This is a genomic window from Tatumella sp. JGM130, assembly GCF_018257525.1.
Lineage (GTDB): Bacteria > Pseudomonadota > Gammaproteobacteria > Enterobacterales > Enterobacteriaceae > Tatumella > Tatumella punctata.
Window position 1 is genome coordinate 25,352 of sequence record NZ_JAERJS010000017.1, and the last position, 26,668, is coordinate 52,019.

Annotated in this window: 22 protein-coding genes and 4 tRNA genes; 13 read left to right on the plus strand and 13 right to left on the minus strand. The window is 51.0% G+C overall.

All coding sequences use genetic code 11. The annotated features are described in order from the left end of the window. Positions 1–44: 44 nt before the first annotated feature. The gene (gene cysZ, locus JK211_RS09670; RefSeq protein WP_212708470.1) at positions 45–836 is read right to left on the minus strand and encodes a sulfate transporter CysZ; all 792 of its coding nucleotides are present in this window, start codon (positions 834–836) and stop codon (positions 45–47) included. A gap of 214 nt (positions 837–1,050) precedes the next feature. Here cysZ and zipA point away from each other — a divergent pair, with 214 nt between their 5' ends. From zipA to JK211_RS09685, 3 genes are read left to right on the plus strand one after another with little or no spacing between them, the layout of a single operon-like run. Next, positions 1,051–2,064 (plus strand): cell division protein ZipA, encoded by a 1,014-nt coding sequence (gene zipA / locus JK211_RS09675; protein ID WP_212708471.1) that lies wholly within the window; start codon positions 1,051–1,053, stop codon positions 2,062–2,064. Between the two features lie 60 nt (positions 2,065–2,124). Then, entirely contained in the window at positions 2,125–4,143 is a 2,019-nt protein-coding gene (ligA, locus tag JK211_RS09680; RefSeq protein ID WP_212708472.1) for an NAD-dependent DNA ligase LigA, read from the plus strand. 2 nt (positions 4,144–4,145) lie between these two features. Continuing rightward, positions 4,146–4,364 carry a DUF3820 family protein gene (locus JK211_RS09685; RefSeq protein ID WP_212708513.1) on the plus strand — a complete coding sequence of 73 codons (219 nt, stop codon included), beginning with the start codon at positions 4,146–4,148 and terminating at the stop codon, positions 4,362–4,364. Positions 4,365–4,399: 35 nt separating this feature from the next. Here JK211_RS09685 and JK211_RS09690 read toward each other — a convergent pair whose 3' ends face one another. The 4 genes from JK211_RS09690 to JK211_RS09705 all read right to left on the minus strand — a co-directional run bounded on the left by JK211_RS09690 (position 4,400) and on the right by JK211_RS09705 (position 9,892). Further along, positions 4,400–5,947 carry an efflux transporter outer membrane subunit gene (locus JK211_RS09690; protein ID WP_212708473.1) on the minus strand — a complete coding sequence of 516 codons (1,548 nt, stop codon included), beginning with the start codon at positions 5,945–5,947 and terminating at the stop codon, positions 4,400–4,402. Further along, on the minus strand, positions 5,944–7,518 hold the full coding sequence (locus tag JK211_RS09695) for a DHA2 family efflux MFS transporter permease subunit (protein ID WP_212708514.1): 1,575 nt from the start codon (positions 7,516–7,518) through the stop codon (positions 5,944–5,946). Before JK211_RS09695 ends, JK211_RS09690 begins: the two co-directional genes overlap by 4 nt. Positions 7,519–7,523: 5 nt before the next feature. Next, positions 7,524–8,663, minus strand: a complete 1,140-nt coding sequence (locus tag JK211_RS09700; protein ID WP_212708474.1) for an HlyD family secretion protein — start codon at positions 8,661–8,663, stop codon at positions 7,524–7,526. A gap of 218 nt (positions 8,664–8,881) precedes the next feature. Continuing rightward, positions 8,882–9,892, minus strand: coding sequence for a bile acid:sodium symporter family protein (locus tag JK211_RS09705; RefSeq protein ID WP_212708475.1), 1,011 nt, complete (start codon positions 9,890–9,892; stop codon positions 8,882–8,884). A 91-nt stretch (positions 9,893–9,983) separates the two neighbouring features. Between JK211_RS09705 and JK211_RS09710 the strand changes: the two genes are divergently transcribed. Next, positions 9,984–10,901: a LysR family transcriptional regulator gene (locus JK211_RS09710; RefSeq protein WP_212708476.1), complete on the plus strand. Its 918-nt coding sequence runs from the start codon at positions 9,984–9,986 to the stop codon at positions 10,899–10,901. A gap of 78 nt (positions 10,902–10,979) precedes the next feature. Here the strand turns inward: JK211_RS09710 and JK211_RS09715 are convergent. The 3 genes from JK211_RS09715 to JK211_RS09725 all read right to left on the minus strand — a co-directional run bounded on the left by JK211_RS09715 (position 10,980) and on the right by JK211_RS09725 (position 11,311). Then, positions 10,980–11,055: transfer RNA gene (locus JK211_RS09715), tRNA-Val, on the minus strand. Positions 11,056–11,156: 101 nt separating this feature from the next. Then, positions 11,157–11,232: transfer RNA gene (locus JK211_RS09720), tRNA-Lys, on the minus strand. A 3-nt stretch (positions 11,233–11,235) separates the two neighbouring features. After that, positions 11,236–11,311 (minus strand) — tRNA-Val (locus JK211_RS09725). Positions 11,312–11,581: 270 nt separating this feature from the next. Here JK211_RS09725 and gltX point away from each other — a divergent pair. Next, positions 11,582–12,997, plus strand: a complete 1,416-nt coding sequence (gene gltX / locus JK211_RS09730) for a glutamate--tRNA ligase (protein WP_212708477.1) — start codon at positions 11,582–11,584, stop codon at positions 12,995–12,997. 40 nt (positions 12,998–13,037) lie between these two features. On the opposite strand, the gene JK211_RS09735 is transcribed toward gltX, so the two are convergent. Beyond that, complete coding sequence (locus tag JK211_RS09735) at positions 13,038–13,394, minus strand: YfeC-like transcriptional regulator (protein ID WP_212708478.1); 357 nt, start codon at positions 13,392–13,394, stop codon at positions 13,038–13,040. A gap of 279 nt (positions 13,395–13,673) precedes the next feature. Here JK211_RS09735 and JK211_RS09740 point away from each other — a divergent pair. From JK211_RS09740 to JK211_RS09750, 3 genes are all read left to right on the plus strand, one after another. Next, positions 13,674–13,749 (plus strand) — tRNA-Ala (locus JK211_RS09740). 207 nt (positions 13,750–13,956) lie between these two features. After that, a complete protein-coding gene (locus JK211_RS09745) occupies positions 13,957–15,084 on the plus strand; it encodes an AI-2E family transporter (protein WP_212708479.1) in 1,128 nt (375 codons plus the stop codon). Between the two features lie 306 nt (positions 15,085–15,390). Then, positions 15,391–16,437, plus strand: a complete 1,047-nt coding sequence (locus JK211_RS09750) for a glycosyltransferase family 9 protein (RefSeq protein ID WP_212708480.1) — start codon at positions 15,391–15,393, stop codon at positions 16,435–16,437. A 58-nt stretch (positions 16,438–16,495) separates the two neighbouring features. Here the strand turns inward: JK211_RS09750 and JK211_RS09755 are convergent, their stop codons facing one another. Next, positions 16,496–17,686, minus strand: a complete 1,191-nt coding sequence (locus JK211_RS09755) for a NupC/NupG family nucleoside CNT transporter (RefSeq protein ID WP_212708481.1) — start codon at positions 17,684–17,686, stop codon at positions 16,496–16,498. A gap of 388 nt (positions 17,687–18,074) precedes the next feature. Here JK211_RS09755 and JK211_RS09760 point away from each other — a divergent pair, with 388 nt between their 5' ends. Together JK211_RS09760 and glk are read left to right on the plus strand one after the other, a co-directional pair. Then, the gene (locus JK211_RS09760; RefSeq protein ID WP_212708482.1) at positions 18,075–19,313 is read left to right on the plus strand and encodes an Nramp family divalent metal transporter; all 1,239 of its coding nucleotides are present in this window, start codon (positions 18,075–18,077) and stop codon (positions 19,311–19,313) included. A gap of 294 nt (positions 19,314–19,607) precedes the next feature. Next, positions 19,608–20,570, plus strand: coding sequence for a glucokinase (gene glk, locus JK211_RS09765; RefSeq protein ID WP_212708483.1), 963 nt, complete (start codon positions 19,608–19,610; stop codon positions 20,568–20,570). A 47-nt stretch (positions 20,571–20,617) separates the two neighbouring features. On the opposite strand, the gene JK211_RS09770 is transcribed toward glk, so the two are convergent. Next, the gene (locus JK211_RS09770; RefSeq protein WP_212708484.1) at positions 20,618–21,349 is read right to left on the minus strand and encodes a LytTR family DNA-binding domain-containing protein; all 732 of its coding nucleotides are present in this window, start codon (positions 21,347–21,349) and stop codon (positions 20,618–20,620) included. Further along, a complete protein-coding gene (locus JK211_RS09775) occupies positions 21,346–23,070 on the minus strand; it encodes a sensor histidine kinase (protein ID WP_212708485.1) in 1,725 nt (574 codons plus the stop codon). Before JK211_RS09775 ends, JK211_RS09770 begins: the two co-directional genes overlap by 4 nt. 560 nt (positions 23,071–23,630) lie before the next feature. Here JK211_RS09775 and JK211_RS09780 point away from each other — a divergent pair. From JK211_RS09780 to JK211_RS09790, 3 genes are all read left to right on the plus strand, one after another. Then, positions 23,631–24,101 carry a universal stress protein gene (locus JK211_RS09780; RefSeq protein WP_212708486.1) on the plus strand — a complete coding sequence of 157 codons (471 nt, stop codon included), beginning with the start codon at positions 23,631–23,633 and terminating at the stop codon, positions 24,099–24,101. Further along, positions 24,098–24,901, plus strand: coding sequence for a hypothetical protein (locus tag JK211_RS09785; RefSeq protein ID WP_212708487.1), 804 nt, complete (start codon positions 24,098–24,100; stop codon positions 24,899–24,901). The genes JK211_RS09780 and JK211_RS09785 overlap by 4 nt, the downstream gene beginning before the upstream one ends. A 147-nt stretch (positions 24,902–25,048) precedes the next feature. After that, positions 25,049–25,345, plus strand: a complete 297-nt coding sequence (locus JK211_RS09790) for a hypothetical protein (protein WP_249213314.1) — start codon at positions 25,049–25,051, stop codon at positions 25,343–25,345. Between the two features lie 46 nt (positions 25,346–25,391). Here the strand turns inward: JK211_RS09790 and JK211_RS09795 are convergent, their stop codons facing one another. After that, the gene (locus JK211_RS09795; RefSeq protein ID WP_371734610.1) at positions 25,392–26,606 is read right to left on the minus strand and encodes an OFA family MFS transporter; all 1,215 of its coding nucleotides are present in this window, start codon (positions 26,604–26,606) and stop codon (positions 25,392–25,394) included. Positions 26,607–26,668 lie beyond the last annotated feature (62 nt).

Here is a 26,668-nt window from a genome sequence, read left to right on the forward strand (position 1 = left end):
CTTTCTGTCGGGACAGTGAAGTAAAGAAATAGTATATCGTTATGTCAGGGGGCAATAACGCCCGGCGGGTTGTGTGCTTTTCGGGAAGCGTTACTGCCACGATACTGGTCAACCCACATTGCGGTTGCACCGCAGACTGCCACCGGCATGATCACCAGGTTAACCAGTGGTATCAGGGTGAACAGGCTGACGAGGGCCCCGAATTGCAGGTGAGCCGTTCTGTCGGCGGCCAGTGTCCGGCGCATATCACTAAAAGGGACCCGGTGGTTATCAAACGGATAGTCACAGTACTGTATGGCCATCATCCAGGCACCAAACATGAACCATAACACAGGGGCCAGGGTCTGGCCGATCAGCGGAATAAAATGCACCAATAGCAGAATAAGTGCCCGTGGCAGATAATATCTGAGTTTTTGCCATTCACGCAGCATCACCCGTGGCAAATCTTTAATCAGTCCTGCCCAGCCGCTGTCAGGTATATTCTGGCCCGTAAGCCGGTTTTCCAGCTGTTCGGCGAGTAAGCCGCAAAAAGGTGCCGCAATCCAGTTTGCCAGGGTCGAAAAAAAGTATCCGAAAATCAGCAATAACGACAGGATAGCCAATGGCCAGAGTAAATAATTGAGCCACTGCAGCCAGCCGGGAACATGCCCGAGTAAACGCGGGATCCACTGTTCAAGGCGAAAAAATAACCAGCTAAAGGCTGAGCCGACGAACAGAATATTGACCAGCAGGGGAACTATCACATAGCGACGGATGCCGGGTAAGGTTGCCAGTTGCCAGCCCTGACGAAAATAGCCGATACCATTTATCGTCGTACCGGAATTCCTGTTCTGCATTACATTATTCTCCTTATTACACTCAATGCGCATCATAACCTTGTTCTGTCACCGGATAAGTAAATTTTTGTTTGAAAAAGCAGCAGTTACACGATAGATATCAGATAATTTGTCAGAAAGTACTAAGCAGACTTGCACTTGTCGGGCCTGGCAAATACATTTAAGGGTAAAGGTGCCTTTAGCAAGGCAAGGTATTGGAACAACAGAGAATACAATGATGCAGGATTTGCGTCTGATATTAATCGTTGTTGGTGCGGTTGCCATCGTTGCACTTCTCCTTCATGGTCTTTGGACCAATCGTAAGGAGCGGTCTTCCGTGTTTCGCGACCGCCCACACAAACGTTTAAAACAACGTGACAATGATGAGCTCAGTGTCGAAGAAGAACAAGGTGTTGCTGATTTTCGTGCCAGCCGCGAACATCATGAAGAAGAGCCTGTTTATCCTTCTCAGGATAAACGTTCTGAAAATACGCCTGCACCGGCCCCGGCCGCAAAAACGTCGTTACGCCATCGTCAGGAACCGGTCGCTGATCCGTTAATGGATAGCGCTCCCGGTCACGAGTCTGCGCCTGTCCGGCAGCCGTCTGAAGTATCCCATGACAATGAGATTGCTGATCAACCACTACATCAGCCGCAAGCACCTGTCTCTCAGCCGGTAACGCACAACTTTAGTCCTGAACCGGTGGCAGAGCCGTCACAGCAACCTGTGGCTGCTGAACCGGCAGCGCCTGCAGAGATAACTCCGGCTGAGGAACCCGACGCGGTCCCGGCGGCACCTGAACCCGCCCCTGAAGCAGCGAAACCTGCTGCCAAAGAGGCTGTGCTGGTATTACACGTTGCAGCGCATACCGGGGGCGAGCTAAACGGTGAAACCCTGCTGCAGGCAATTTTACAGGCCGGTTTCCAGTTTGGTGAAATGAACATTTTCCACCGCCATCTGAATCCGTCGGGCAGTGGTCCGGTATTATTCAGCCTGGCCAATATGCTGAAACCCGGTTCTTTTGATCCGGATCTGATGGGCGACTTCACCACTCCCGGTGTCTCTGTATTTATGATGGTGCCTTCGTATGGTGATGCCCATCAGAACTTTAAGCTGATGCTGCAGTCTGCACAGCGGATTGCCGATGATGTCGGTGCGGTTGTACTGGATGACGAACGCCGGATGATGACACCACAAAAACTGGAACTGTATAAATCACGGATCCGGGAAGTTACCGGGCTCAGTTAACCTTATTTACCGGTCATTATAACCCCCGCTTGTCGGGGGTTTTTTATCTTATGGGGTAGTATGAACGACATCCTGCAACAGCTAAATAAGCTACGTACACAGTTACGTCATCACGAGTATCTTTATCATGTGCTGGATGCACCTGAAATCCCTGATGCTGAATACGATAAACTGATGCAGGCGCTGAAAGCGCTCGAAGAACAACATCCGGAATTAGTCACCCGCGATTCACCGACCCAGAGGGTAGGGGCGACACCGGTGTCAGCGTTTGAACAGGTACGTCATGAAGTACCGATGCTGTCACTGGATAATGTGTTTGATGAACAGGGGTTTCTGGCGTTTAACAAACGAATTACTGACCGTTTAAAAGATCAGTCAGGGACAGATTATTGCTGTGAGCTGAAACTTGATGGGCTGGCTGTCAGCCTGTTATACGTCGGGGGGGAACTGGTGCAGGCCGCGACCCGCGGGGACGGGACTACCGGTGAGAATATTACGGAAAACGTCCGTACCATCCGGGCAATTCCACTGCGTTTACGGGGGGAGAATATACCCGCCCGGCTGGAAGTGCGTGGTGAAGTTTTTATCCGTCAGCAGGGGTTTGAACAACTGAATGAGGCAGCCCGCAAAAGCGGCGGTAAAATTTTTGCGAACCCGCGTAATGCGGCGGCAGGTTCATTGCGCCAGCTGGATCCTAAAATTACCGGCAAACGTCCCCTGACTTTTTACTGTTATGGTATCGGTATTGCTGAAGGCGGCAGCCTTGCGGACGGACACTACCAACGCTTGCAGCAGCTAAAACACTGGGGGCTGCCGGTTAATGAACTGGTCCGTGTTTGCCACAACCCGCAGGAGGTACTGGCATTTTATCAGCGTATCGCTGAACTGCGTCCGTCGCTGGGATTTGATATCGACGGCGTAGTGATCAAAGTTAATTCACTGGCATTACAGGAACAACTCGGCTTCGTGGCCAGGGCTCCGCGCTGGGCGACCGCCTTCAAATTTCCTGCTCAGGAGCAAATCACTACCGTGCGTGATGTGGAGTTTCAGGTAGGGCGCACCGGCGCAATTACCCCGGTGGCTCGTCTTGAACCAGTACAGGTTGCCGGGGTTATGGTCAGTAATGCCACCCTGCATAATGCAGATGAGATTGCCCGTCTCGGCATTCGTATTGGTGATACGGTGGTTATCCGCCGTGCCGGGGATGTTATTCCGCAGATCGTTAATGTTGTTTTGGATGAGCGTCCGTCCGACACCCGCGAAATCGTTTTCCCGCAACACTGTCCCGTCTGTGGTTCCGATGTTGAACGTACAGAAGGCGAAGCCGTCACCCGCTGCAGCGGCGGGCTGATCTGCGGAGCACAGCGCAAAGAAGCGCTCAAACATTTCGTATCGCGCAGGGCGCTGGATGTTGACGGAATGGGCGATAAGATTATCGATCAACTGGTAGAAAAGGAATATGTGCATACCCCCGCGGACCTGTTTCGTCTGAGTGCCGGTAAACTGACCGGGCTTGACCGGCTGGGACCAAAATCGGCACAGAATATTATCGATGCGTTGCAGAAAGCGAAACAGACAACCTTACCCCGTTTTCTTTATGCGTTAGGGATCCGCGAAGTCGGAGAAGCTACGGCACGCAGCCTGGCGTCGCACTTTACCGGTTTACCGGCGTTAATGGATGCCCCTTTAGAGGCGCTGACCGAGGTGGCCGATGTGGGCCCGATTGTGGCCAGTCATGTCCGTCATTTTATGGATGAAGAAAGCAACCGCGAAGTGATCCGTCAGCTGGTAGACGATATTGGTATTGAATGGCCGCAGCTGCCGTCACAGCCGCTACCGGCAGCAGATAACCCGTTCGCCGGTAAAACCGTGGTACTGACAGGGTCACTGAGTCAGATGACACGTGATGAAGCAAAAGACCGGCTGACAGCACTGGGCGCCAGGGTCAGCGGCAGTGTATCTAAAAAAACCGATTTGCTGATTGCCGGGGAAGCGGCAGGCTCCAAACTGGAAAAAGCCAATTCGCTGGGAATTACGGTATTAGATGAGCAGCAAATGATTGATTTACTGGGAGGCTGATTCTGGAAAAGCAGGATTTAATCGCACTGGCGAATACCCGAATGCCCTTCGGTAAATACCAGGGCAGGGTGCTGATTGATTTACCTGAGGAATATTTACTGTGGTTTGCCCGCAAAGAAATTTTCCCGCAGGGATATCCCGGTGAGCTCCTGCAACTGGCGCTGACGATAAAAATCGAAGGGTTGCAGGGATTAGTCGACCCGTTGCGTCAGCAGCCCTGACGCACTCTGTTTTACAGCGTGCGCCAGGGGAGAGACTAACCGGCGGTTACGCCTGTGGCCGGCGTATCGCCAAATACGGAATAGCGGGGCAGAGATATTTGCTGCTGGTTCTGCCATCCGCCGCCCAGTGCTTTATATAATGCCACCAGATCTGTCGCAGTCTCTGCCTGAACCTGCACCAGCTGTTGCTGAGTGGCGGATAGCTGGCGCTGGGCATCCAGCACATCAATATAGCTATTTATTCCTTTCGCATAACCTTCTTCAGAGAGTGAAAACGCGTGCTGCAGGGCGTCAGCGGACGCCTGCAGTGATATCAGTTGCTGTTGATCGGCACGGTAACTGACCAGCGCATTCTCTGCATCCTGTAAGGCGGTTAATACTGTCTGACGGTAGCTGAGAGCTGCTTCAGCCTGTTGCGCCCTGGTCAGTCTGACTTCTGATACCAGTTGTCCGCCCCTGAATATCGGCAGTGAGATCCCCGGACCAATACTGTAAAAATGGCTGCTCCAGTTATCGAGGTAGCCGGCATCGGTATTTCTGACACCAAGCTGGCCTGTCAGTGAGACGTCGGGGAACAGTTGCGCGACAGAAACACCAATAGCGGCTGTTCGGGCATGCAGTATTGCTTCTGCCTGACGGATATCAGGACGGCGACGGGCCAGTTCCGCAGGTACCCCGACACCGACGACCGCCGGCAGTGCCGGTAACGGACGCACAGTTTGCAGCTCGTTATCCAGTGCTCCCGGGGCTTGCCCTGATAATACCGCCAGGCCGTTCATTGCCTGGCTGATAAGTGACCGGTAACCGGGTAACTGTGCCTGCAGCGCGGTAACGCGGGCGGTCGCATTCTCAAGATTTGCGGCCGGAGCCAGTCCGTGCTCCAGCTGACTGGCTGTCAGTTGTTGTGTCTGCTGTGCAATATCAATTTGCTGCTCAATCACTTTTACCGTTGCCTGGGCTGCACGTAACTGCAGATAGGTGCGGGCGACTTCGGCTTCCAGAGACACCAGAGCATCGTTATGCTGTTCGGTTGCCGCCTGCTGCTCTGCCTGTGCCATCTCGGTCTGGCGCCGCGCTTTTCCCCACAGGTCAAGTTCCCAGCTGGCATCGAACCCTCCCTGATAAAAACTAACGCTGCCACTGGTTTTATCTAACAGGCTGGTTTGCTGGTCCGTCAGGTTGTCATAGGCATGATGTGATTTCAGTATTCCCTTTAGCCCGGCTTGCTGTCGTGCATAGCTCGCCTGAGCATCCAGGGTCGGGAGCAACGTTCCGCTGGCCTGAGTGACCTGTTCACGGGCTCCTGCAATACGCAGAACCGTTTGTTGCAGGGTCAGGTTTCCGCCGATCGCCCGGCGAATCAGGCTGTTGAGCAGCGGATCGTTAAAGTTTTTCCACCAGTCTGTCGCAGGATCAGCTGATGATGGTCTTGATTGTTGCGAGGAAGACAGCTGCTGCCATTGATCCGGCAGGTGATTGACCGGAGGACTGAAGTCAGGTCCGACACTACAGCCAGCCAGTGACAGGCTGATAAACAGCGTGCTTAGCCGGTAACGGACAGGTTGCATAGTTATTTCCTTCATGAGTGGCCTTCTGCACTGCCTTCACTTTTTACCGGAGCCAGTAACAGACAGAATGGGATCATTACCAGTCCTGCCAGACAGAACCCGGAGAATACATCGACGTAAGCCAGGAAACGTGCCTGGCTGATCATTTGTTGATATAACTGCCCTGCGGCCAGCAAACTGCTATCCCCGGCGATACTGGTAAAGTTTTTTATGGCAAAGGCCATCCGGGTAACGGCCTGATTAAACGGCTGATCGAGGAGGCTCATATGGCCGGAAAGATAGGCTGAGTGCACCTGTTGTCGTTCGGTGATCGCGGCTGTTGAAACGGAGATACCGATTGATCCGGCGACGTTACGGAACATCGTAAACAGTGCTGAGGCATCCCCATTCAGCCGCTGAGGCAGACTGATAAAAGCGATAGTCGTTAAAGGGACAAATAAGAAGCCTAAGCCGACAGACTGGATACTGCGCATAATGACCAGCGAGGTAAAATCGAGACCCGGAGTCAGGGTCAGGGCTGAATAGTAAAACGAGGCGGCCAGACAGATAAATCCGGCTATAATGATATAGCGTGTCTGAACGACAGGCATCAGCCGCAGCACCACAGGGATTGTCAGGATAATACAGATAGCCCCCGGCGTCAGCACCAGCCCCGCCAGGGTGGCGGTATAGCCGAGATCCTGCTGTGCCAGCTGCGGAATCACCACCGAACTGCCATATAAAATAAATGCCATGACTGCCATCAGCAAACCGGCTACCCGGAAGTTACGGTCACGCATCACCAGGATATCAACCACCGGTTTTCGGGCGTATATCAGCCAGTATATTGCCCCGATAATCCCTGTCGCAGCCAGTACCGCGAAGACAATAATAAACGGTGAACTGAACCAGTCTGCATCTTCCCCGCGGTCGAGGAATACCTGTAAACAGCCAAGACCTAACGTAATCAGGCTGATACCAATATAGTCAATACTGAGGGTCCCTTTGGCGGCTTTTCTTTCCCATGGCGGATCTTCCAGTAACTGGTATATGGCGAGGGTTGCGATAATGCCGATAGGAATATTAATAAAGAAAATCCAGCGCCAGCTGTAGTTATCGGTGATCCATCCCCCCAGTGTCGGGCCGATGACTGGCGCGACAATAATGGCAATCGAGGACAAGCCAAAGGCTTTTCCGCGGTCTTTCTTACTGAAATAATCCAGCAAAACCGATTGCTGGACGGGCTGCAGCCCGCCACCGAAAAATCCCTGCAAAATACGGAACAGAATCAGTTGCCAGAGTTCGGTAGCAATACCGCACAGGAATGAACACAGGGTGAACATCACAATACACAGCAGGAAATAATTTTTTCTGCCGAAATACCGGCTGAGGAAGGCGGATATAGGCAGTACAATCCCGTTTGCCACCAGATAAGACGTCAGCACCCAGGTTGATTCGTCGTAGCTGGAAGACAGTGAGCCAGCCACATGGGGCAGAGCCACGTTGACAATGGTGGTATCCAGTACTTCCATAAATACCGCCAGGGTAACGGTCAGGGCAACCATCCACGGGTTAGCGGAGGGTCGCCAGCTGGCGGGGGCACTGATGGCACTCATTGCACTCTCACCTCAGGCTCGGCTGACAATCCCAGAGGTAACGGCCGGTCGGGATCAAGGCCTTTATCAATCACAATTTTCACCGGAACCCGCTGTACTATTTTGACAAAATTACCGGTGGCATTTTCTGCCGGAAACGCAGAGAAGCGCGAACCTGTCCCCATCTGAATACTGTCCACATGGCCTTGTAACTTCAGGTCCGGCCAGGCATCGATACTGATATTGACAGCATCTCCCGGTTTCATATATTGCAGCTGTGATTCTTTAAAGTTAGCAGTGATCCAGATATCCGGAGAGACGAGGGAAAACAAGGCGGTTCCGGCCTGCACCAGACTTCCCTGTTGTATATTTCTGCGGGTCACATAACCGCTGAAGGGGGCCAACAGCCGGGTGTAAGAAAGGTTCAGGGTGGCGGTTTCCAGCCCGGCCTGTGCTTCACTGACCTGCTGCTGGCGTGCCTCGACATTGGTTTCCTGCTGGCGGATCTGTAAGGCGACCTGTGACGCAATCGCGACCTGTGCAGAAGCGTTCTGATATTCCGCCTGTGCTGAACGCCAGCGGGCTGTGGCACTATCAATATTGGTCTGGGTGGTTGCCTTAGGATCGACGCCGTGCTGACGACGATAAGCAGCTTCTGCATTCTGCAATTCAGCGCCGGCACGAGCCCGGGCGGCGAGAGCCTGCTCCCGCTGAGCCGGATACCGGACTCTGGAAAGTGTCAGTTGTGCCTCTGCCTGCTGTAACTGTGCCATAGCCAGCCCTAGCTGCGCACGGGCCTGATCGAGCTGTGCTGTTGCGTCCCGTGGGTCAATTTCGGCCAGCAGCTGACCTTTGCTGACTTTCTGATTATCCCTGACCAGTAAGCGGACAATATAGCCGGAGGTTTTAGGTGCGATGATGACCGCATTACCGTCAGTAAAGGCATCATCAGTGGTTTCTGTACCACGGTTGATCAGCCAGAACACCAGCGCAGTGGCCAGCAGAAGGATGACAATCATTGCCAGAATAATCAGTGGTTTTTTACCGGGACGTTTCCGCGGCTCGGCGGAATCTGTCTGCGTGCTTTCTGCCTGATCAGCCGCAGACCAGGGAGTATCCGCGGACGGACCGGCATTGTCGCCATGAGTTTGTTTCATTTTTTTCCTGCCATTAAAAAGGGGAACAACAATCCTGAACGCCCGGAGTAATTTTTTTATAGGGTGGTGAATAAGGGCTGGCCCAGTGAGGTAATACTCAGAGGATTACGGATATAACTATCAGAAAAATCAGCGGGAATAAATACTTTCCGCGTAACACTCTGCTACGCGGAAAGCCGGATAATGCGTAAATACGCCCCCTCAAAAGGGGCGGTGGATTATTTTCTGGCGGGTGCTGGCTGTAATGGCTGGTCAGTTTCTGCCCGTTGCTGATGGCTTTTCTTATAGCGCTGGGCAATAAATGAGCATGCCATTAATTGCACCTGATGGAACACCATTAATGGCAGTACGATAATCCCTACGGTACTGGCCGGAAATAAAATATTTGCCATCGGAACGCCATTTGCCAGGCTTTTCTTTGAACCACAGAACAGAATTGTGATTTCGTCCGGCCGACTGAAACCAAAGGCACGGGCCGCCACCACGTTGATCACCAATACCACTGACAGCAGCAGTACACTGCCTGCCACAATCCATGCCAGGGTGCTGATGCCAACCTGATGCCAGATGCCGTTAACCACGGCTTCGCTGAAGGCAGAATAGACAACCAGTAAAATGGACGTCTGGTCCGTTTTACCAATCAGACTGCGGTGCTTCTCAACCCAGCCGGCAATCCAGCGGCGTGAGAAGTGGCCCAGCAGGAAAGGCACCAGTAACTGCAGCATGATTTTACCAATTTGCTCCACACCATTGCCTGGCATACCGCTATGGACATTCATCACCAGGTTGACCAGCAGCGGAGAAATAAACACCCCCAGCAGGCTGGATGCGGAAGCACTGCATACGGCTGCCGCTACATTCCCGCCGGCCATTGACGTAAACGCGATGGAAGACTGGACGGTGGCAGGCAGTATGCACAGATAGATAAAGCCGGTATAAATTTCCGGAGCAACATCGACCGGATGCCACCAGACCAGCAGCAGCCCGAGAATCGGAAATATGACGAAGGTACTGAATAAGATCCATAAATGCAGCCGCCAGTGGCTGCTGCCGGCAATAATTTTATCCCGTGACAGCTTGGCGCCATGCATAAAAAACAGTAAGGCGATAGCTGCGGTGGTAAGCCATTCGAAAAAAGGGACGAACCCGCCTTTGGCAGGTAAAAAAGTCGCAAGCAGTACAGTGATAATCAGTTTGATCATCATCGGGTCAAGACGAAAGAAGCCCATCGGTAATTTCCGGTCTGAAATAAAAAACATTGTGCTGTATCAGAGCTTAGAAATAAAATTGATTTATTAAATCAATCTATGAATTAAATAAATGAATTATACCCTCAGACAGTTAAAAGTGTTTGCTACCGTCGCCAGTCAGGGAAGTTTCAGCCTGGCAGGACAGATTATTGGCCTTAGTCAGTCGGCGGTCAGCCACAGCATTAAACAGCTGGAGTCTGAAATAGGCGTGAAACTGCTGGACAGGACAACCCGCGAGGTACTGCTGACCCATGCCGGGCAACGGCTGGCATCACGGTTAACTGTTCAGCTGGAAGAGCTGAACAGTACCTTACTGGAACTACGCCGTTATGGCGGGCAGCGCAGTGGCACCGTGCGGCTGGCAGCGAGTCAGACGATTTCGGCACGGCTGATGCCTTTATGTCTGGCGGAAGCCCGGGAATGTTATCCGGAAATTCGTTTATTGTTGCAGGACAGTGTTCAGCAGTCGGTATTGCAGAGTGTACGTAATGCGACAGTTGATTTTGGCATTGTGATTGATCCCCGTGGCGAAGAGTTTGACTCCCAGCCAGTATTGTCTGATCCCTTTTTACTGCTCTGCCGGGACGACGATCCCCTGAATCAGATCCCTGTTGTCGGATGGCACCACCTGCAGGGACGACGGATGGTATTGCAGGATTATGCGTCAGGCAGCAGAATTTTAGTGGATCGTATTTTTCAGCAACAGCAGATCAGCCCGGAAATTGTGCAGCAGGTCGGACATCCTGTCACGCTGTATCCGATGGTTGAAGCAGGTATTGGCATCAGTATTCTGCCGGGGCTGGCTTTGCCATTACCGGCCGGCAGCCGTTTACGGGTGCGCCGGATTATGCCGGAAGTCTGCCGCACGCTGATGCTGATCCGGCGAAAAAACCGTTCTCTGAGTCCGGCCGCGGAGGCTATCTGGGCACTGGTCTGTGAGCAGGCAGAAAAGTTAAACGGAGAACGGCCGTTATTACCGGACAGCTAATCGCCGGTACATGAGGGATAGCGGTTTTTTCTGAAGACGGAAACAAAAAAAGCACCCGAAGGTGCTTTTTTGTCAATCTGGTGGGTGATGACGGGTTCGAACCGCCGACCCCCTCCTTGTAAGGGAGGTGCTCTACCAACTGAGCTAATCACCCAAATTTTTCCGGACACTTTCCCGGGAGGTCAGTGACTGTACGTTAAGCCAGTAATTGTCCTGTAAACGAAAAAAGCAACCGCAGGGGGCTCTTTTCTGAATTGGTGGGTCGTGCAGGATTCGAACCTGCGACCAATTGATTAAAAGTCAACTGCTCTACCAACTGAGCTAACGACCCGAGTGGTGGGTGATGACGGGTTCGAACCGCCGACCCCCTCCTTGTAAGGGAGGTGCTCTACCAACTGAGCTAATCACCCCCGCTGTGTGGAGTCGCATTATAGGGATAGTTGAATATGAGTCAACGATTTTTCTGAGTAAAATGTTTGTTCGTCTTAAAAGTAGCCATCCTGCGGTGCTTTCACACAAAATGTTTATTTTTTTGCCATAAAGTACCGATAAAGGCAGATCACCGGGCTGGCAATGATTGAGGATTCACTGCCAGGTGTTAAAATGAAATCACGGAATCCTGCATTTTTTCTGGTTTCTATCATTTGTGATCGAAAACCCGCGTCCTAAGGCAATGTTTAATGAAGATTAAAACCCGTTTTGCGCCAAGTCCTACCGGCTATCTGCATGTTGGCGGTGCCCGCACTGCTCTGTATTCATGGTTATATGCCCGCCATAATAAAGGCGAATTTGTTCTGCGTATCGAAGATACGGATCTGGAACGTTCCACTCCCGAAGCAATAGAAGCAATTATGGACGGGATGAACTGGCTGGGTCTGGACTGGGATGAAGGTCCTTATTACCAGACCAAACGTTTTGATCGTTACAACCAGGTGATTGACGAAATGCTGGTCGCCGGGACAGCTTATAAATGCTATTGCCCGAAGGAACGACTGGAAGCGTTACGTGAAGAGCAGATGGCTAACGGTGAAAAGCCCCGCTACGATGGCCGCTGCCGCGACAGTCATCAACATCACAGTGATGATGAACCCTGTGTGGTGCGCTTCCGTAACCCACAGGAAGGCTCGGTGATCTTTGATGATCAAATCCGTGGTCCTATTGAATTCAGCAATCAGGAGCTGGATGATTTGATTATCCGTCGTACCGATGGTTCGCCGACGTATAATTTCTGTGTGGTGATTGATGACTGGGATATGGAAATTACCCATGTGATCCGTGGTGAAGACCATATTAACAACACCCCCCGTCAGATTAATATTCTGAAAGCTATCGGGGCACAGGTGCCTGTTTACGCACACGTTTCAATGATCCTCGGCGATGACGGTAAAAAACTGTCCAAGCGCCACGGTGCTGTCGGGGTAATGCAATACCGTGATGACGGCTATTTACCAGAGGCGTTACTTAACTATCTGGTGCGTATGGGCTGGGCACATGGTGATCAGGAAATTTTCTCTGTTGCAGAAATGACCGAATTTTTCCGCCTGGAAGCGGTCAGCAAGTCTGCCAGTGCATTTAATACTGAGAAGCTGCAGTGGCTGAACCATCATTATATTAATACGCTGCCGCCTGAATATGTTGCCACTCATCTGCAATGGCACATTGAGCAGCAAAATATTAACACCTCAACCGGTCCTCAACTGACTGAACTGGTTAAATTGCTGGGCGAACGCTGTAAGACTCTGAAAGAGATTGCCGAAAGCTGCCGCTATTTCTATGAAGACTTCACTGCGTTTGATGCCGATGCGGCTAAAAAACATCTGCGTCCGGTAGCACGCCAGCCACTGGCCCTGGCCGCGGAAAAACTGGCTGCTATTACTGAGTGGACAGCAGAAAATGTTCATCAGGCTATTCAGGACACGGCTGCTGAACTGGAAGTGGGTATGGGTAAGGTCGGGATGCCGCTACGGGTCGCCGTTACCGGTGCCGGGCAATCCCCGGCGCTGGATGTCACCATTACCGCGATTGGCCAGCAGCGTAGTATTGCGCGTATTCAGCAGGCGCTGGCCTTTATAAGCGAACGCGAAGCGCAGGCGTAACGTCAAAAACCTCCGGAAACCTTCGGGCTTCCGGGGGTTTTTACTCAGCAGACTCAATGCCCAGCTTCTTCAGCATTCCTTTTATCCCTTCCCGTAACAGTAAACGGCTCAGCTGATCTTTTTCGTGATGACTCATCTGATTAATGCTGCCGATTAATAATCCGGCGAGCGGATCTTTATCAGCAAAATAATGGCCGGCCGGTTCTGAAATATGACGGATAGAGCGCAGAAATGCCTCCACGCCATCATCGATATGGATTAGTCTCGCTTTCCCGCCCTGAACACCGGGTTTGGGGAGAGTGGCCCAGCCTTCACGCTTTATCCATTTATTAATTGTCTGGCGGCTGTAACCCGTTTCCAGTGCGAGCTCTTCAGGTGTCATCCATTCCTTTTTCACGGTATATCCCTTTCCTGGTTAATGTGACAATGGCAATTAACTGAGAAAGGTAACGTGAACATGTAAAAAAGAAAAGCGCTTCACTGCGGAGCTATGGGCTGTTTCACTTTTTTGCAGCTGCCTGCTGTTGCTGACTTCTTGTTCCGTCCGGATAAATTAACCACAGACTCTGGCGGCTTTTTCATCAATCAGTCACAAACAGGTAATTTGCCGTTGACAGCTATTGGCCGGTTTCATATTATGCCGTCCGTCAGGCCAGCCCTGACAACTTTTCGGCGCGGGGGTATAGCTCAGCTGGGAGAGCGCTTGCATGGCATGCAAGAGGTCAGCGGTTCGATCCCGCTTATCTCCACCACTCCGGAATTATTTTTTTCTCTTCTGCTTTTTTAGCTAAAACTCCCGTGATATCCCCTGATTGTTTAACTCTTCCTCAGTGTTGTTTGTTCTGTGTTTTCCGTTACCTCGTCCGGTACGACTGGCCCGCGCAAAGTCACTGTATTGTATTATTTTTATTATTTACTACAGTTAACAGCAGGTTATTAACAAATACTGAGATGAATCCATGAAAGTGAAGGGAATTAACACCGGTTTCTTTGTACTGCTGTTGGTACTGAGTACCCTGGCGTTCTTTATGGTCATCAGGCCATATTACTCGGCAATTTTTTGGGCCGTTCTGCTTGCCTTGCTGTTTTATCCGCTGAAAACGCGGATCAGAAAATGGCTCGGTGATAAAAACGGCTTATCAGCACTACTGACCTTACTGATTATCTGCCTGATTGTGTTTATCCCTTGTGTGATAGTGATGACGTCACTGGCGTATGAGGGTAACCAGCTGTATACCAGCCTTCAGCAGAATAATCAGGCATTTTCTTCGTCCGTAACAACCGCAATAAATCATTTGCCGGGATCGGTGCAGACATTCCTGAACCGTTATGACCTGACGAATGTTGATAAACTGCAGCAGAAAATTTCAGCGCTGGCGATGGAGGGCAGTCATACCCTGGCCAACAGTGCCCTGGTGATTGGCCAGGGGACCTTCAGTTTTACAGTAGGCTTTGTCATTATGCTGTACCTGCTGTTTTTCTTCCTCAAAGACGGTGCTTACCTGATTGGCCTGCTGTTAGATGCTCTGCCATTAAGCCGCTATATGAAACATCATCTGCTAAAAAAACTATCAGCCGTTTCAAAAGCAACAGTAAAAGGTACGGTGGTGGTTGCCCTGGTGCAGGGGGCGCTTGGTGGTCTGGCATTCTGGTTTCTCGGGGTGCAGGGCAGTGTACTCTGGGGGGCGCTGATGGCTTTCCTGTCGTTAGTCCCGGCCATCGGCTCGGCGATTATCTGGGCCCCGGTGGCTATTTACTTCCTGGCGGCCGGTCCCCTGTGGAAAGGGATATTTCTGGTGGTATTTTTCGTGGTGGTTATCGGTCTGGTGGATAATATCCTGCGGCCGTTACTGGTGGGTAAAGAGACCCGGATGCCTGATTATCTGGTACTGATTGCCACGCTGGGAGGCATGGAGCTGTTCGGGATTAATGGTTTTGTTATTGGCCCGTTAATTACCGCATTATTTATCGCCTGCTGGAATTTGTTCTCAGGACGCGATAATGCCGCAAATTCAGACCAACTGGATGCCGGATTCATTGCTGAAGGTCAGCAAGAGCAGTCACATTCCGGCCAGAAAGAAGACTGATTCTCCGGTATAACAGCGGATAAAGCCTGTGCCAGTGCACGGGCTTTTTCAATTTACCGGCAAGAATCTGTCTTTCGCCTGCAGCGTGCAACCTCTGGCGGTAATCAATGTCTTATCTGCGTAGTGAGTGAAACCGGTAATACCGGCAGATATTTTTCGGGCAGCGTAAAGCTGTATATAACAATAATAGTCATGGATGTTCACCCTGTGGCGGGCACTTTGCCGGGTAACAGGCTGATTACCCTTGTGACAGAACTCTTGCCTGGCGGTCGTCAGGCTGAATGATGATGGTGTATTAAATATAAAATGAAAATATTAGTTATTCGCAGAGACAATATCGGTGACTTAATCCTCACGACACCGCTGATCTCAGCGTTATCGCGCCATTTTGGCGGAAAAGTGGATGTGCTGGTAAATACGTACAATCAGTCGGTACTGGAGAACAACCCGCATATCGGTACGGTTCACTTGTACAGTAAATTGCATCACCGTCAGCATGGGCAGTCTGCCCTGGGGGTGATTTTACACCGGATAAAGACCTCCCTCAGTATCCGTCGTACCCGTTATGATGTGGCGATTGTCGCCAAAGAGCACTGGGATAAGCGTCCGCTGCAATGGGCAAAGTTATCCGGGGCTAAACGTATTATTGCTATCGGTGATAATACTCCGGCGATGGTGACAGACCCGGTAACGGTACCTGCGGGCCAGCAGCATATTGTCGAGTTACTCTCGGCGCTGGCTGCTCCTCTGGGGGTCTCTCAGCCTCCGCGCGGTCTGGAGCTTTATCCGCGTGATAGTGAGATTGCAGCCCTGCGCCAGCGTTTGCATCCCGGTGATGAACTGCCGGTGTACGGTATTCAGATCAGCGCCCGTAAACTCAGCCAGCGCTGGCCGGCAGAAAAATTTATCGACTTTATGCATAATATTGCCGCCCGCCACCCTTGTCGTTTCCTGCTGTTCTGGTCGCCCGGTTCTGCGGATAATAAAGCCCACCCGGGAGATGATGAAAAAGCTCAGCAAATACAGCAAGCCTGCGGTGATATTGCCCTGACTGCAGTACATACTTCCGGATTACGTGAACTGATTGCCGGTATGTCATTATGTCAGCAAATTCTGACCAGTGATGGCGGGGCACTGCATGTGGCCGCCGGGGTTAATGTCCCGACGGTTGCCATGTTCGGTGACAGTGATGCCTGGTTCTGGGGCCCCTGGGGAGTGCCGGCTGAGGTCATCGAAGCACCGAATCGCGATGTTTCACAGTTGTCAGCAGAGCTGGTCGCTCAACGGTTTATGGCCTTACGCCAGCAGGTATTGTCGTCTCAGGAAGCCGCACCGGACAGTGCAGTTGCCTGACGGGGCAAAAAAACGGGACCCTCAGGGTCCCGTTAGGTGACTGCGTTATATGGCAGATTTACCAGGCCAGAATCAGGCCGGCAATTGAGGCAGACAGAATACTGACCAGGGTTGAACCATACAGTAACTTCAGACCGAAACGGGAAACTACATTTCCCTGATGCTCATTCAGGCCTTTAATAGCACCGGCAACGATGCCAATCGAAGAGAAATTAGCAAAAGAGACCAGGAATACGGACAGGATCCCTTCGGAACGCGGCGTCAGTTGCCCGACCATTTGTTTCAATTCCATCATGGCAACAAATTCGTTAGACACCAGTTTAGTGGCCATCACACTACCGACTTTCAATGCTTCATCGGCAGGTACGCCCATCAGCCAGGCAAAAGGGTAGAACAGATAGCCCAGTACCCCCTGGAAACTGATACCGAAAATAGTATTAAACAGTGCATTAACCGCCGAAATCAGGGCGATAAAACCGATCAGCATGGCTGCGACGATAATAGCCACCCGGAATCCGGCCAGAATATATTCCCCCAGCATTTCGAAGAAACTTTGCCCTTCATGAGTGTTTTGTAACTGCAAGTCCTCTTCATTTTCCACGTCATAAGGGTTAATCAGCGATAGCACGACGAAGGTACTGAACATATTCAGTATCAGTGCCGCGACCACATATTGCGGCTTCAGCATTGTCATATAAGCGCCGACAATTGACATGGAAACCGTTGACATCGCAGTGGCGGCCATTGTGTACATACGGTTACGTGACATCTTGCCGAGAATGTCTTTATAGGCAATAAAGTTCTCAGACTGCCCAAGGATCAGCGAGCTGACGGCATTAAACGATTCCAGTTTGCCCATCCCGTTGATTTTTGACAGTACAGTACCAATCACCCGAATCACCAGTGGCAGGATGCGGAAGTGTTGCAAAATACCAATCAACGCTGAGATAAACACAATCGGGCACAGCACATTAAGAAAGAAGAAAGCCAGCCCTTTATCGTTCATTCCGCCGAAGACAAAATTGGTCCCTTCCGCAGCGTATTTCAACAGGGTATCGAAGAAAGCAGCGAAGCCTCTGACCACCCCGAGGCCTGACTCAGAATGGAGGAAGAACCAGGCCAGCAGCACTTCGATCACCAGTAACTGAACAATGAAGCGTACACGAATTTTTTTCCTGTCTTTACTCACCAACAGGGCAAGTAAGGCGACCACCACCAGTGCCAGAATAAAATGAAAAATTTGGGACATACGGACTCCAATTTTGAGGAGAGTTATATTTTGCAATGTATTCTATGAAACGTGACATATAAAAACGAGAGCAAAAACCCATTATAAGTAAGAGATATCACTAATTTTCTGAAAACTGTTGCAAAGACCTCGTTTCCGGAACGTGGCGGATATTTTTTGTCCTGACAGATGTTAACCATATTTTTTAAGCAGATTACCTGCCTGTTAATAGTATGGTTGCCGGTAAAAGAGATTGCTCAAATTTTGTTAATCAGGTAACGTTATTTTCTTTTTATAGCCTTTGCTATACTTTTTAGCATAGTCTATTGAATCGATAATTATTACCGATTTAACGGCCATCCGGCTGGCGGGTAAAGTAAACCAACAGATCCTATTACGGGGAAGGCAGATGTCAGAAGGTCAGACCGCCGAAAGCAATAAAAAGCAGAGAAAAGTGAAGCTCGCGCTGATGGGCCCTGCATTCATTGCGGCGATCGGCTATATCGACCCGGGCAACTTTGCGACCAATATTCAGGCCGGTGCCAGCTATGGTTATCAGTTGCTGTGGGTTGTGGTCTGGGCAAATGTAATGGCAATGCTGATCCAGCTCCTCTCTGCAAAACTGGGGATTGCGACCGGCAAAAATCTCGCCGAGCATATCCGCGATCGTTTTCCGCGTCCAGCCGTGTGGTTTTACTGGGTGCAGGCAGAACTGATTGCGATGGCAACGGATCTGGCCGAGTTCATTGGCGCGGCCCTCGGGTTCAAATTACTGTTCGGCATCACTTTACTGCAGGGCGCGCTGATCACCGGGGTAGCGACATTCCTGATCCTGATGCTGCAAAGCCGCGGGCAGAAGCCGCTGGAATGGGTCATTGGTGGTATGTTGCTGTTCGTCGCCGTGGCCTATGTGGCAGAAATGTTTTTTTCTCAGCCGGATCCCGCCGGACTGATCAGGGGAATGGTAGTACCGGCATTACCGGACGGGAATGCGCTCTATCTGGCAGCAGGAGTCTTGGGGGCCACAATTATGCCCCATGTTATTTATCTGCACTCGGCCCTGACGCAGCGTGATGAAGGCGGGACCATGCACCAGCGTTATTCATCAACCAAGCTGGATGTAGCTGTGGCGATGACTATTGCCGGGTTTGTCAATCTGGCAATGATGGCGACCGCCGCGGCGGTGTTCCATTTCAACGGCCACACAGGCATTACCGAACTGGATGAGGCTTATCTGACCCTGAAACCGTTACTGGGTAATGCCGCGGCCCTGGTGTTTGGTCTGAGTCTGGTGACGGCAGGATTATCGTCTACCGTGGTCGGAACACTGGCCGGGCAGGTCGTCATGCAGGGCTTTATCCATTTTACCATCCCGTTATGGGTCCGCCGCGTAGTCACTATGTTGCCATCATTTATTGTGATCATTGCCGGTATGGATCCGACCCGGGTGCTGGTTCTGAGCCAGGTATTTCTCAGTTTCGGTATTGCCCTGGCACTGATCCCGTTACTGGCATTTACCGGTAACCGTCAGCTGATGGGCCCCCTGACAAACAGTAAGAAAATCCATCTCTGCGGTATTGTGATTGTGGTACTGGTAATAGTACTTAATGTGGTCGTACTGAGCGGAGAACTACCGGGGTTGTTATAGCTTGCTGTTATTACTGAATTTTTATTCCATGATATCATGCCTGCCGCCAGGCAGGCAAAACCGTGGTATAGTATTTTTTTTGCCGGTATTGCCCTTATTTTCCGGAATCAAGGTTTGTCCGCTCCGGCGACGTATATTCAGCCTGTTACCTATGTGCATTGGCGATGCAGCAAGGTATGGTAGATTACTGTGAAAATAATCAAGTGATTGCATCGGGTTATCTGATGTATATAAGATTTGAAGAAGGCGATACAGTCTTCATCATTAATTACCCCCAAGCGGAGTAGCATAAGAATGACAAACTATGCCCTGGTCGGCGATGTTGGCGGAACAAATGCCCGTCTGGCGTTGTGTGACGTGACTAACGGCAGCATCTCGCAGGCCAAAACATTCTCTACCGATGAATACCAGAGCCTGGAAGATGTTATCCGTCACTATCTGGCAGAACAGGAAGCAGTAACCTGTGCCTGTATTGCTATCGCCTGTCCGGTTAAAGATGACTGGATTGAAATGACCAACCACAGCTGGGCATTTTCGATCAGCGAAATGAAGCAGAACCTTGGTCTGGAACATTTGGAAGTGATTAACGACTTCACCGCCGTATCGATGGCGATCCCGATGCTGGGTGAGGACGATGTTATTCAGTTCGGTGGCGATAAACCAGTGAAAGACAAGCCTATTGCTATCTATGGTGCCGGTACCGGGCTGGGTGTCAGCCATCTGGTGCATGTTAATAAACGCTGGGTCAGTTTACCGGGTGAAGGCGGACACGTTGACTTCTCCTGCGGGACCGAAGAAGAAGATATGATCATGGGTGTACTGCGTGCCGAACGCGGACGTGTTTCGGCAGAGCGTGTGCTCTCGGGCAAAGGGCTGGTCAATATCTACCGGGCAATTGTCATTTCGGATAACCGGGAACCGGAAAAACTACAGCCTCAGGATGTCACTGAACGTGCTCTTTCCGGCAGCTGTACCGACTGTCGCCGTGCATTATCACTGTTTTGTGTGATTATGGGGCGTTTTGGCGGTAACCTGGCCCTGACACTGGGCACTTTCGGCGGGGTTTATATTGCCGGCGGGATCGTTCCGCGTTTCCTGGAATTTTTTAAAGCATCCGGTTTCCGTGCTGCGTTTGAAGATAAGGGCCGTTTCCGCTCTTACGTACAGGATATTCCGGTGTACCTGATCACTCATGATCAGACGGGTCTGCTGGGTGCGGGTGCGCATATGCGCCAGACTCTGGGCGTGGTGCTCTGATACTGCCTGATACTCCTGACCGGTACTGTCGGCAGGAGTATCATCTGCTACAAATTCATTAGCTGGCGGAATTCTTTTACTTTACTGCGGCTGACCGGTACCTGAAATTCAAGTTCGCGCAGTTTAATAATATAGGTATTATTAAACCACGGTTCGATCTCACTGATTTGGCTGAGGTTGACGCAAAATGACCGGTGGCAGCGGAAAAACTGATTTTCAGGCAATTTCTGATAAAACTCACTGATACTCATCGACATAATAAACTGCTCGCGCCGCGTGCAGACAATCGTCAGTTTCTCATGGGCTTCTGCGTAGCAGATATCATTAACATCCGTTACGATGATCCGGTCATCTTTGATCAGATTAATGGTCTGTTGCAGTCCATGATGATTCGGTGTGCTGGCGGACGGCCGCGGCAGCTGTTGCCACGATGTCAGCCTGCGTAACATACTGATAATACGTGATTCCTGATAAGGCTTGAGGATATAGTCAAACGCCTCCAGTTCAAAGGCTTCCACGGCATGATCTTTCCACGCAGTAATAAATACGATCAGCGGTTTTACCGCAAACAGGCTGATATTTTTGGCCAGCAGCATGCCGTCCAGTGACGGAATATTAATATCCAGAAAGATCACATCTGTCTGATGCTGCTGAAGATATTTCAGTACTTCCAGCCCGTCGCTGAAACAGGCATCAATGGTAATGTTACTGTGCTGTTGTATCATCCAGCGGAGTTCCTGCTGTGCCAGAAACTCGTCTTCGACAATAATGGCCTTCACGTCATATCCTCCGGACTGAATTGTCGTGTATCTGCTTTACTGGCAGAGGACGGTGAGTGTTTACGGACCGTAAAACTGATCTCGGTGCCGGGAGAAAGGCGGCGGATGTGCAGGCCCTCGCCGTACAGTAGCCGGACCCGGTGGTGGACATTCAGCAGACCAATTTTGTTGCCGGGCATCTCATTTTCATCCACCCGGCGAATAACATCTTCGCTGATGCCTTCGCCCGTATCGCGTACCGTAATAATTACCGTATCATCATCGTTACCTGCCCTGACACTGATGGTGACGACACCTTTCCCCTGTGAGCGCTGGATCCCATGCACAATGGCATTCTCGACTAATGGCTGTATCAGCAGGCTGGGGATCTTACAGGCGATATCCTCATCGATATCATAAATAACACTAAGCCGGTCGCCAAAACGTGCCTGTTCGATAGCAATATAATCCATGACCTGGTACAGCTCTTTACGGATATCAATCACTTCATCATCCTTAAGTTCGAGGTTATAACGCAGATAGCGGGACAGATTGATCACCAGCTGGCGGGCAGTATCAGGATTCATGCGGATAGATGACGAAATAGCATTCAATGCATTAAACAGAAAATGGGGATTAATTTTACTCTGCAGGGCACGAAGTTCGGCCTTATTTGCCATTTCACGTAATTGTTCGGCCCGCGACACCTCCAGCTGAGTAGAGATAATTTGTGACAGACCAACGGCCATCTCTTTCAGCGAACCGGTAATACGGTGTGCCCGCCGGTAATAGATTTTTAAGGTGCCTGCAACCTGACCTTTTTCCCGCAGCGGAATGACCAGAATCGAATGAATATCGCCGGTCCGGTAAGCTTCATCGTTATTACGGATAATAATATTGCCGCTGTTAATCGCCAGCAGGGTGGTCGGACTGAGGCTGACATTACCGGTCTGAAAATATTCTTCGCCGTAGCCAACATAGGCCAGAATTTCCTGGCGGTTGGTCAGCGCCACGGCATCCGCGTTAATATCATGGCGAATAATTTCACATACCTGACGCAGTGACTGGCTGTTGATATGACGGAACAGGGGCAGGGTCTTGTTAGCAATATCCAGCGCCAGTTTTGCCTGACGTGCCGCACGGGCTTCCCGTTCACCCTCCACACTTTGTACCAGCAGTACAATCAGGCCAATACTGGAAGAGCCGAGGATCATGGGCAGAGCAATTTCACTGACGATCTCTGTGCCGAGGCTGGCAGGACGTGCCAGCAGAACAATAAGTAGCATCGTCAGAATTTCACACAACATACCGCCGAGGATCCCGGCCCACCAGCGTCCGGAATTATCGATGTACCGGTAAATCAGCCCTGACACAATACCGGACAATACTGTGGTTATCAGGCATGGCACCGCAGTGACACCCTGCATATCTGTCAGAAAACGGTGTAATCCGGCAATGATTCCGGTGGCAATACCGACCCAGGGGCCAAACAGAATCCCTCCTGACATGACCGCGATAATACGCACATTGAGCAGGGAACCGTCGACATTGAGGCCAGACCAGGTGCTGAATACGGCAAACAGGGAAAATATCAGAGTGACCGCCAGTTTTTCGGTCAGCGTATAATCATCTTTTTGGAGCAGTTCACGGAAAGGGGCGGCACGGGTCAGGAAAAACAGACAAATCAGCATTAATGCTGCACGGTCAAAAACCGCCAGTAACTTATCAAGGTGTAAGAACATTGCGGCGGCCTCGGGGGAGCAGAGCAACAAGATATGGACCTATAATAAGAAAAATCCCTGCCCGGCACCAGCGCTTCACCGGCAACCCGCAGTCTGTTCCTGCCGTCAGCTCGCGCACAATCGGTGACGATTTTCCGTGGCCGGTTACTGACGCGGTGACTGGCCAGAAAGTGCTAACGCAGCCCGCAACAGTTCGGCGGGCTGCCACGAGCCTTGCGGGAGAAATTCTGGGAAATATATAATATACAGTGACTTATAGCTTAACCTTGCTGTGGTATGAAACAGCTGGTAACCGGATTACATCAAAGGTTATATTTTTGAAAATAACTTAAAATCTGGTTTTCCGGCGATGGTTATCAAACTAAAATTAGCCGTTTTCTGTCGCTGTAACTCTGATAAAGGTTCCCGCAGGGCGGAAAACTCGCCGGGAAATCCTCTGACACATAAAACAAAACAGGATACATTACGCGTGCCGGAGGATCTGACAGGTCAGTGGTCATCATGACAGGCCTGAACAAAGTCTGCCGGTATCTCCTGAATGTCCGGAATGGAGCTGCAGAATGAAAACATTATTAATGGCGGTTGATCGTCAGGCCTCAATGGCAGAAAAAATCATTAAAACGACCCTGCAAGAGGCGAGCGCCCATCAGGCGGAAGTAGTGATCATTTGTTGTGTGGCCGCCGATGATCTTTACGGCAATCAGCCGATAGAAATTGATACGGCCGAAAGCGGATCTTTATCGCTGAATGCGCTGGACAATCAAAACTCGGCAGAACAGATACTTCGTTATGCTCTGAATCCGTTTGCCGAAGCGGGTATTCCGGCCCGTGGATTAATTTGCAGTGGCGACCCTGCTGCCACGATCGTTGAACAGGCTGATCGTCTGAGTGCGTCAATGATCATTATGGGGCGTCGTCATCTCTCTTCGTTCAACCGAATACTGAAAGGGTCTGTCAGTGCAGCTGTCATTGAAAAAGCACATTGCCCGGTACTGGTTGACGTTACCAATGAGTCTTTATCCCCCCTATGACTGAAACGCTACTTCCCTCGCTGATTGCCCTGGTTATTACAGGGTTATTGCTGAGCTTGCTGGTACGCAAAAAATACCTGTCCCTGCGGGCAGGCCTGTTGCTGGTGATCTTACCGGTGCTGCTGGGAAATCTGGTCTGGTTTTATGTCTGTAAACCACAGCGTGATGCTGCACTGGCAGCACAACATTCTCTGGCGCAACTGGCAGCATTGCCCGGCTATCGGATCCTTAAACAGCAGGAACCCGCATTATGGCCGGTATTAGAACAGGCCTTCTTACATTCAGTCACCCGGGGAGAGAGTGTTCCTGAGGCTGCAGGGCAATTACGGGGGATGCTGGCAGATGTGGTTAACCAGCGTATTGGCCGCGCCAGTGATCAGGCAGTCATTGATTATATTACAGTTTCTGTTGATGAGATGCAGGCACTGGATAAAATCTCGGCCGAAGACTGTTTTCGTTTTCTGTATCCCCAGGTGAATGGCGGGGTGAATCTGGTTCAGTTACTGTCCCCGGCACTGAATGCCCGTGATGCACAGGCGATGGAACAATTATTGCTCACCAGTGAGGGGCCGGATAAACCGCTGGACAGAAAAATGGCCAGCGATACCCTGAAACAGGTTGTCACTGCCCTGTATACCCGCTGGGGTAATCAGTTGAAACAACTTAATGAACCCGGAGACACTTCATCGGATCATCAGACTCTGTGTGCGATGACAATTGATTTGTACCAGACCATTTTAAAACTGCCGGTGGCACAGTCGGCCAACCTGTTGCGTATGATGGTTGTCAGCGCCGATTAATCGCCGATTTTGTGAACACCTCGCTTCCGCCGCAAGAATATTCCTATTTATCCGCAGGGTATCGCTATCACAGGAAAATCTGATTGGCAGGCGCTGCGGATAGTTTAGATTAATAATACTTAATTATTTACTCTGATAAGAATAGGCATGATCAAAAAGACACTGATGGCCGTGTGGTGTGGAGGCCTGATCACAGCATTACTCAGCGGATGTGCCCGCCAGTACCCGGGGGGGTATGCGCAGGTTGCGACAGATAAACCGTCACACAGTCTGCAGTTTCGTTACACACCCGGAGCCGTTGACTTGCCGGCACTGAACACTACCGTCAGAGACTATTGCCATCAGCATGGTTTTGACAAGGTTGAACCCCTCCCGGAACAAGACAGTGGCTGGCCGGGTGAAAAAACCCGCTGGTTCCAGTGCAATTATGGGATCAAAAATTAAGTCTGAACTGCTCCCCCCTGTACTGGGTGGGGGGATTATCCCGGACTCAGTGCTGTAATGCGGGGGCTGTAGCGGCGGGTGACAGTGCCGGCTGGCGGACAGTGACTGACAATATCAGGGAAGCCACCAGTAACACCATAATCAGTATAAAGGTCACCATAAAACCGCCAAACAGTGATGCCACCAGCGAGCCAAGAATACTGCCGATCCCAAACCCGAGGTAAATAACACCGTAGTTTTTTGCCAGATTATTCAGGCCGAAGAAATCGCTGACCAGTGACGGGAAGACGGTGATCGTTCCGCCGAAACTAAAGGCAATACAGGCAACAGACAGTAAAAAGGTATTTTCGTTGAGTCTGGTAAACAGCAGTAATGCCATGCCCGCCAGAGAAATCACCTGCGCCAGGGAAATAACACGGATACGCGGCAGTTTATCGGAGAGTACCCCGAGCACCAGACGCCCGGCCAGGTTAGCCACGGCAATCACAGTAACAGCATTCGCTGCGGTCAGTGCCGACAAATGGACCAGGTTCTGCCCGATATCTTTTGCAATCCCTATGACATACAGACCACTCATACAGGCGGTAAGGAACATCAGGGCCAGCATCCAGTATTGTGGCTGGCGTATTGCTTCAGCCAGGCTGAAATCGTTGGTGGTCAGCGTACCTGCTGGCTGCTCACTGCGCGGCGCATCATTCATCAGCAGTGCACCGGCAGTAATCATTAGCATGGTAATCACTCCCCAAATCATAAAGGTGTGTCCGAGGGTCTGGTGGGCCAGCAGATAACTGCAGATAAATTTAAACACCAGACTGCCCAGCCCGTAAGCACCAATCGCGCAGGCAGAGATCACCCCCCGGTGTTCAGGAAACCATTTAACACAGTTAGACAAGGTCAGCAGATAGCCTGCGCCTACGGCAACACCCACCAGAATACCGGCACTCAGGTAGAGCATCCATACGGATGATACGACGGCGGTCAGGAAAAAACCGATCGCCAGTAAAATACCGGCACCCAGAGTCACCCTGCGAACGCCGAAACGTTCCTGCAGCTTCCCGGCCATCGACGAGGCCAGAGCCAGGGTCAGACTGAGTACCCCGAAAGCGAGGGCCACCTGACTGACAGAGGCTGAAAGCTTTTCTGATAATGGCTGATTGAACAGGCTCCAGGTATATACAGAACCTAAAGCAAACTGGGTAATGATCGTCCCTGCTAAAGTCAGCCAGCGGCTGGCTGCGGGGGGATGGCTATTCATTTTCATTATTATGCTCGCGGAGATTTATGGTCTGCTTACAGAATAATTAATTACCACAATTTATGTGG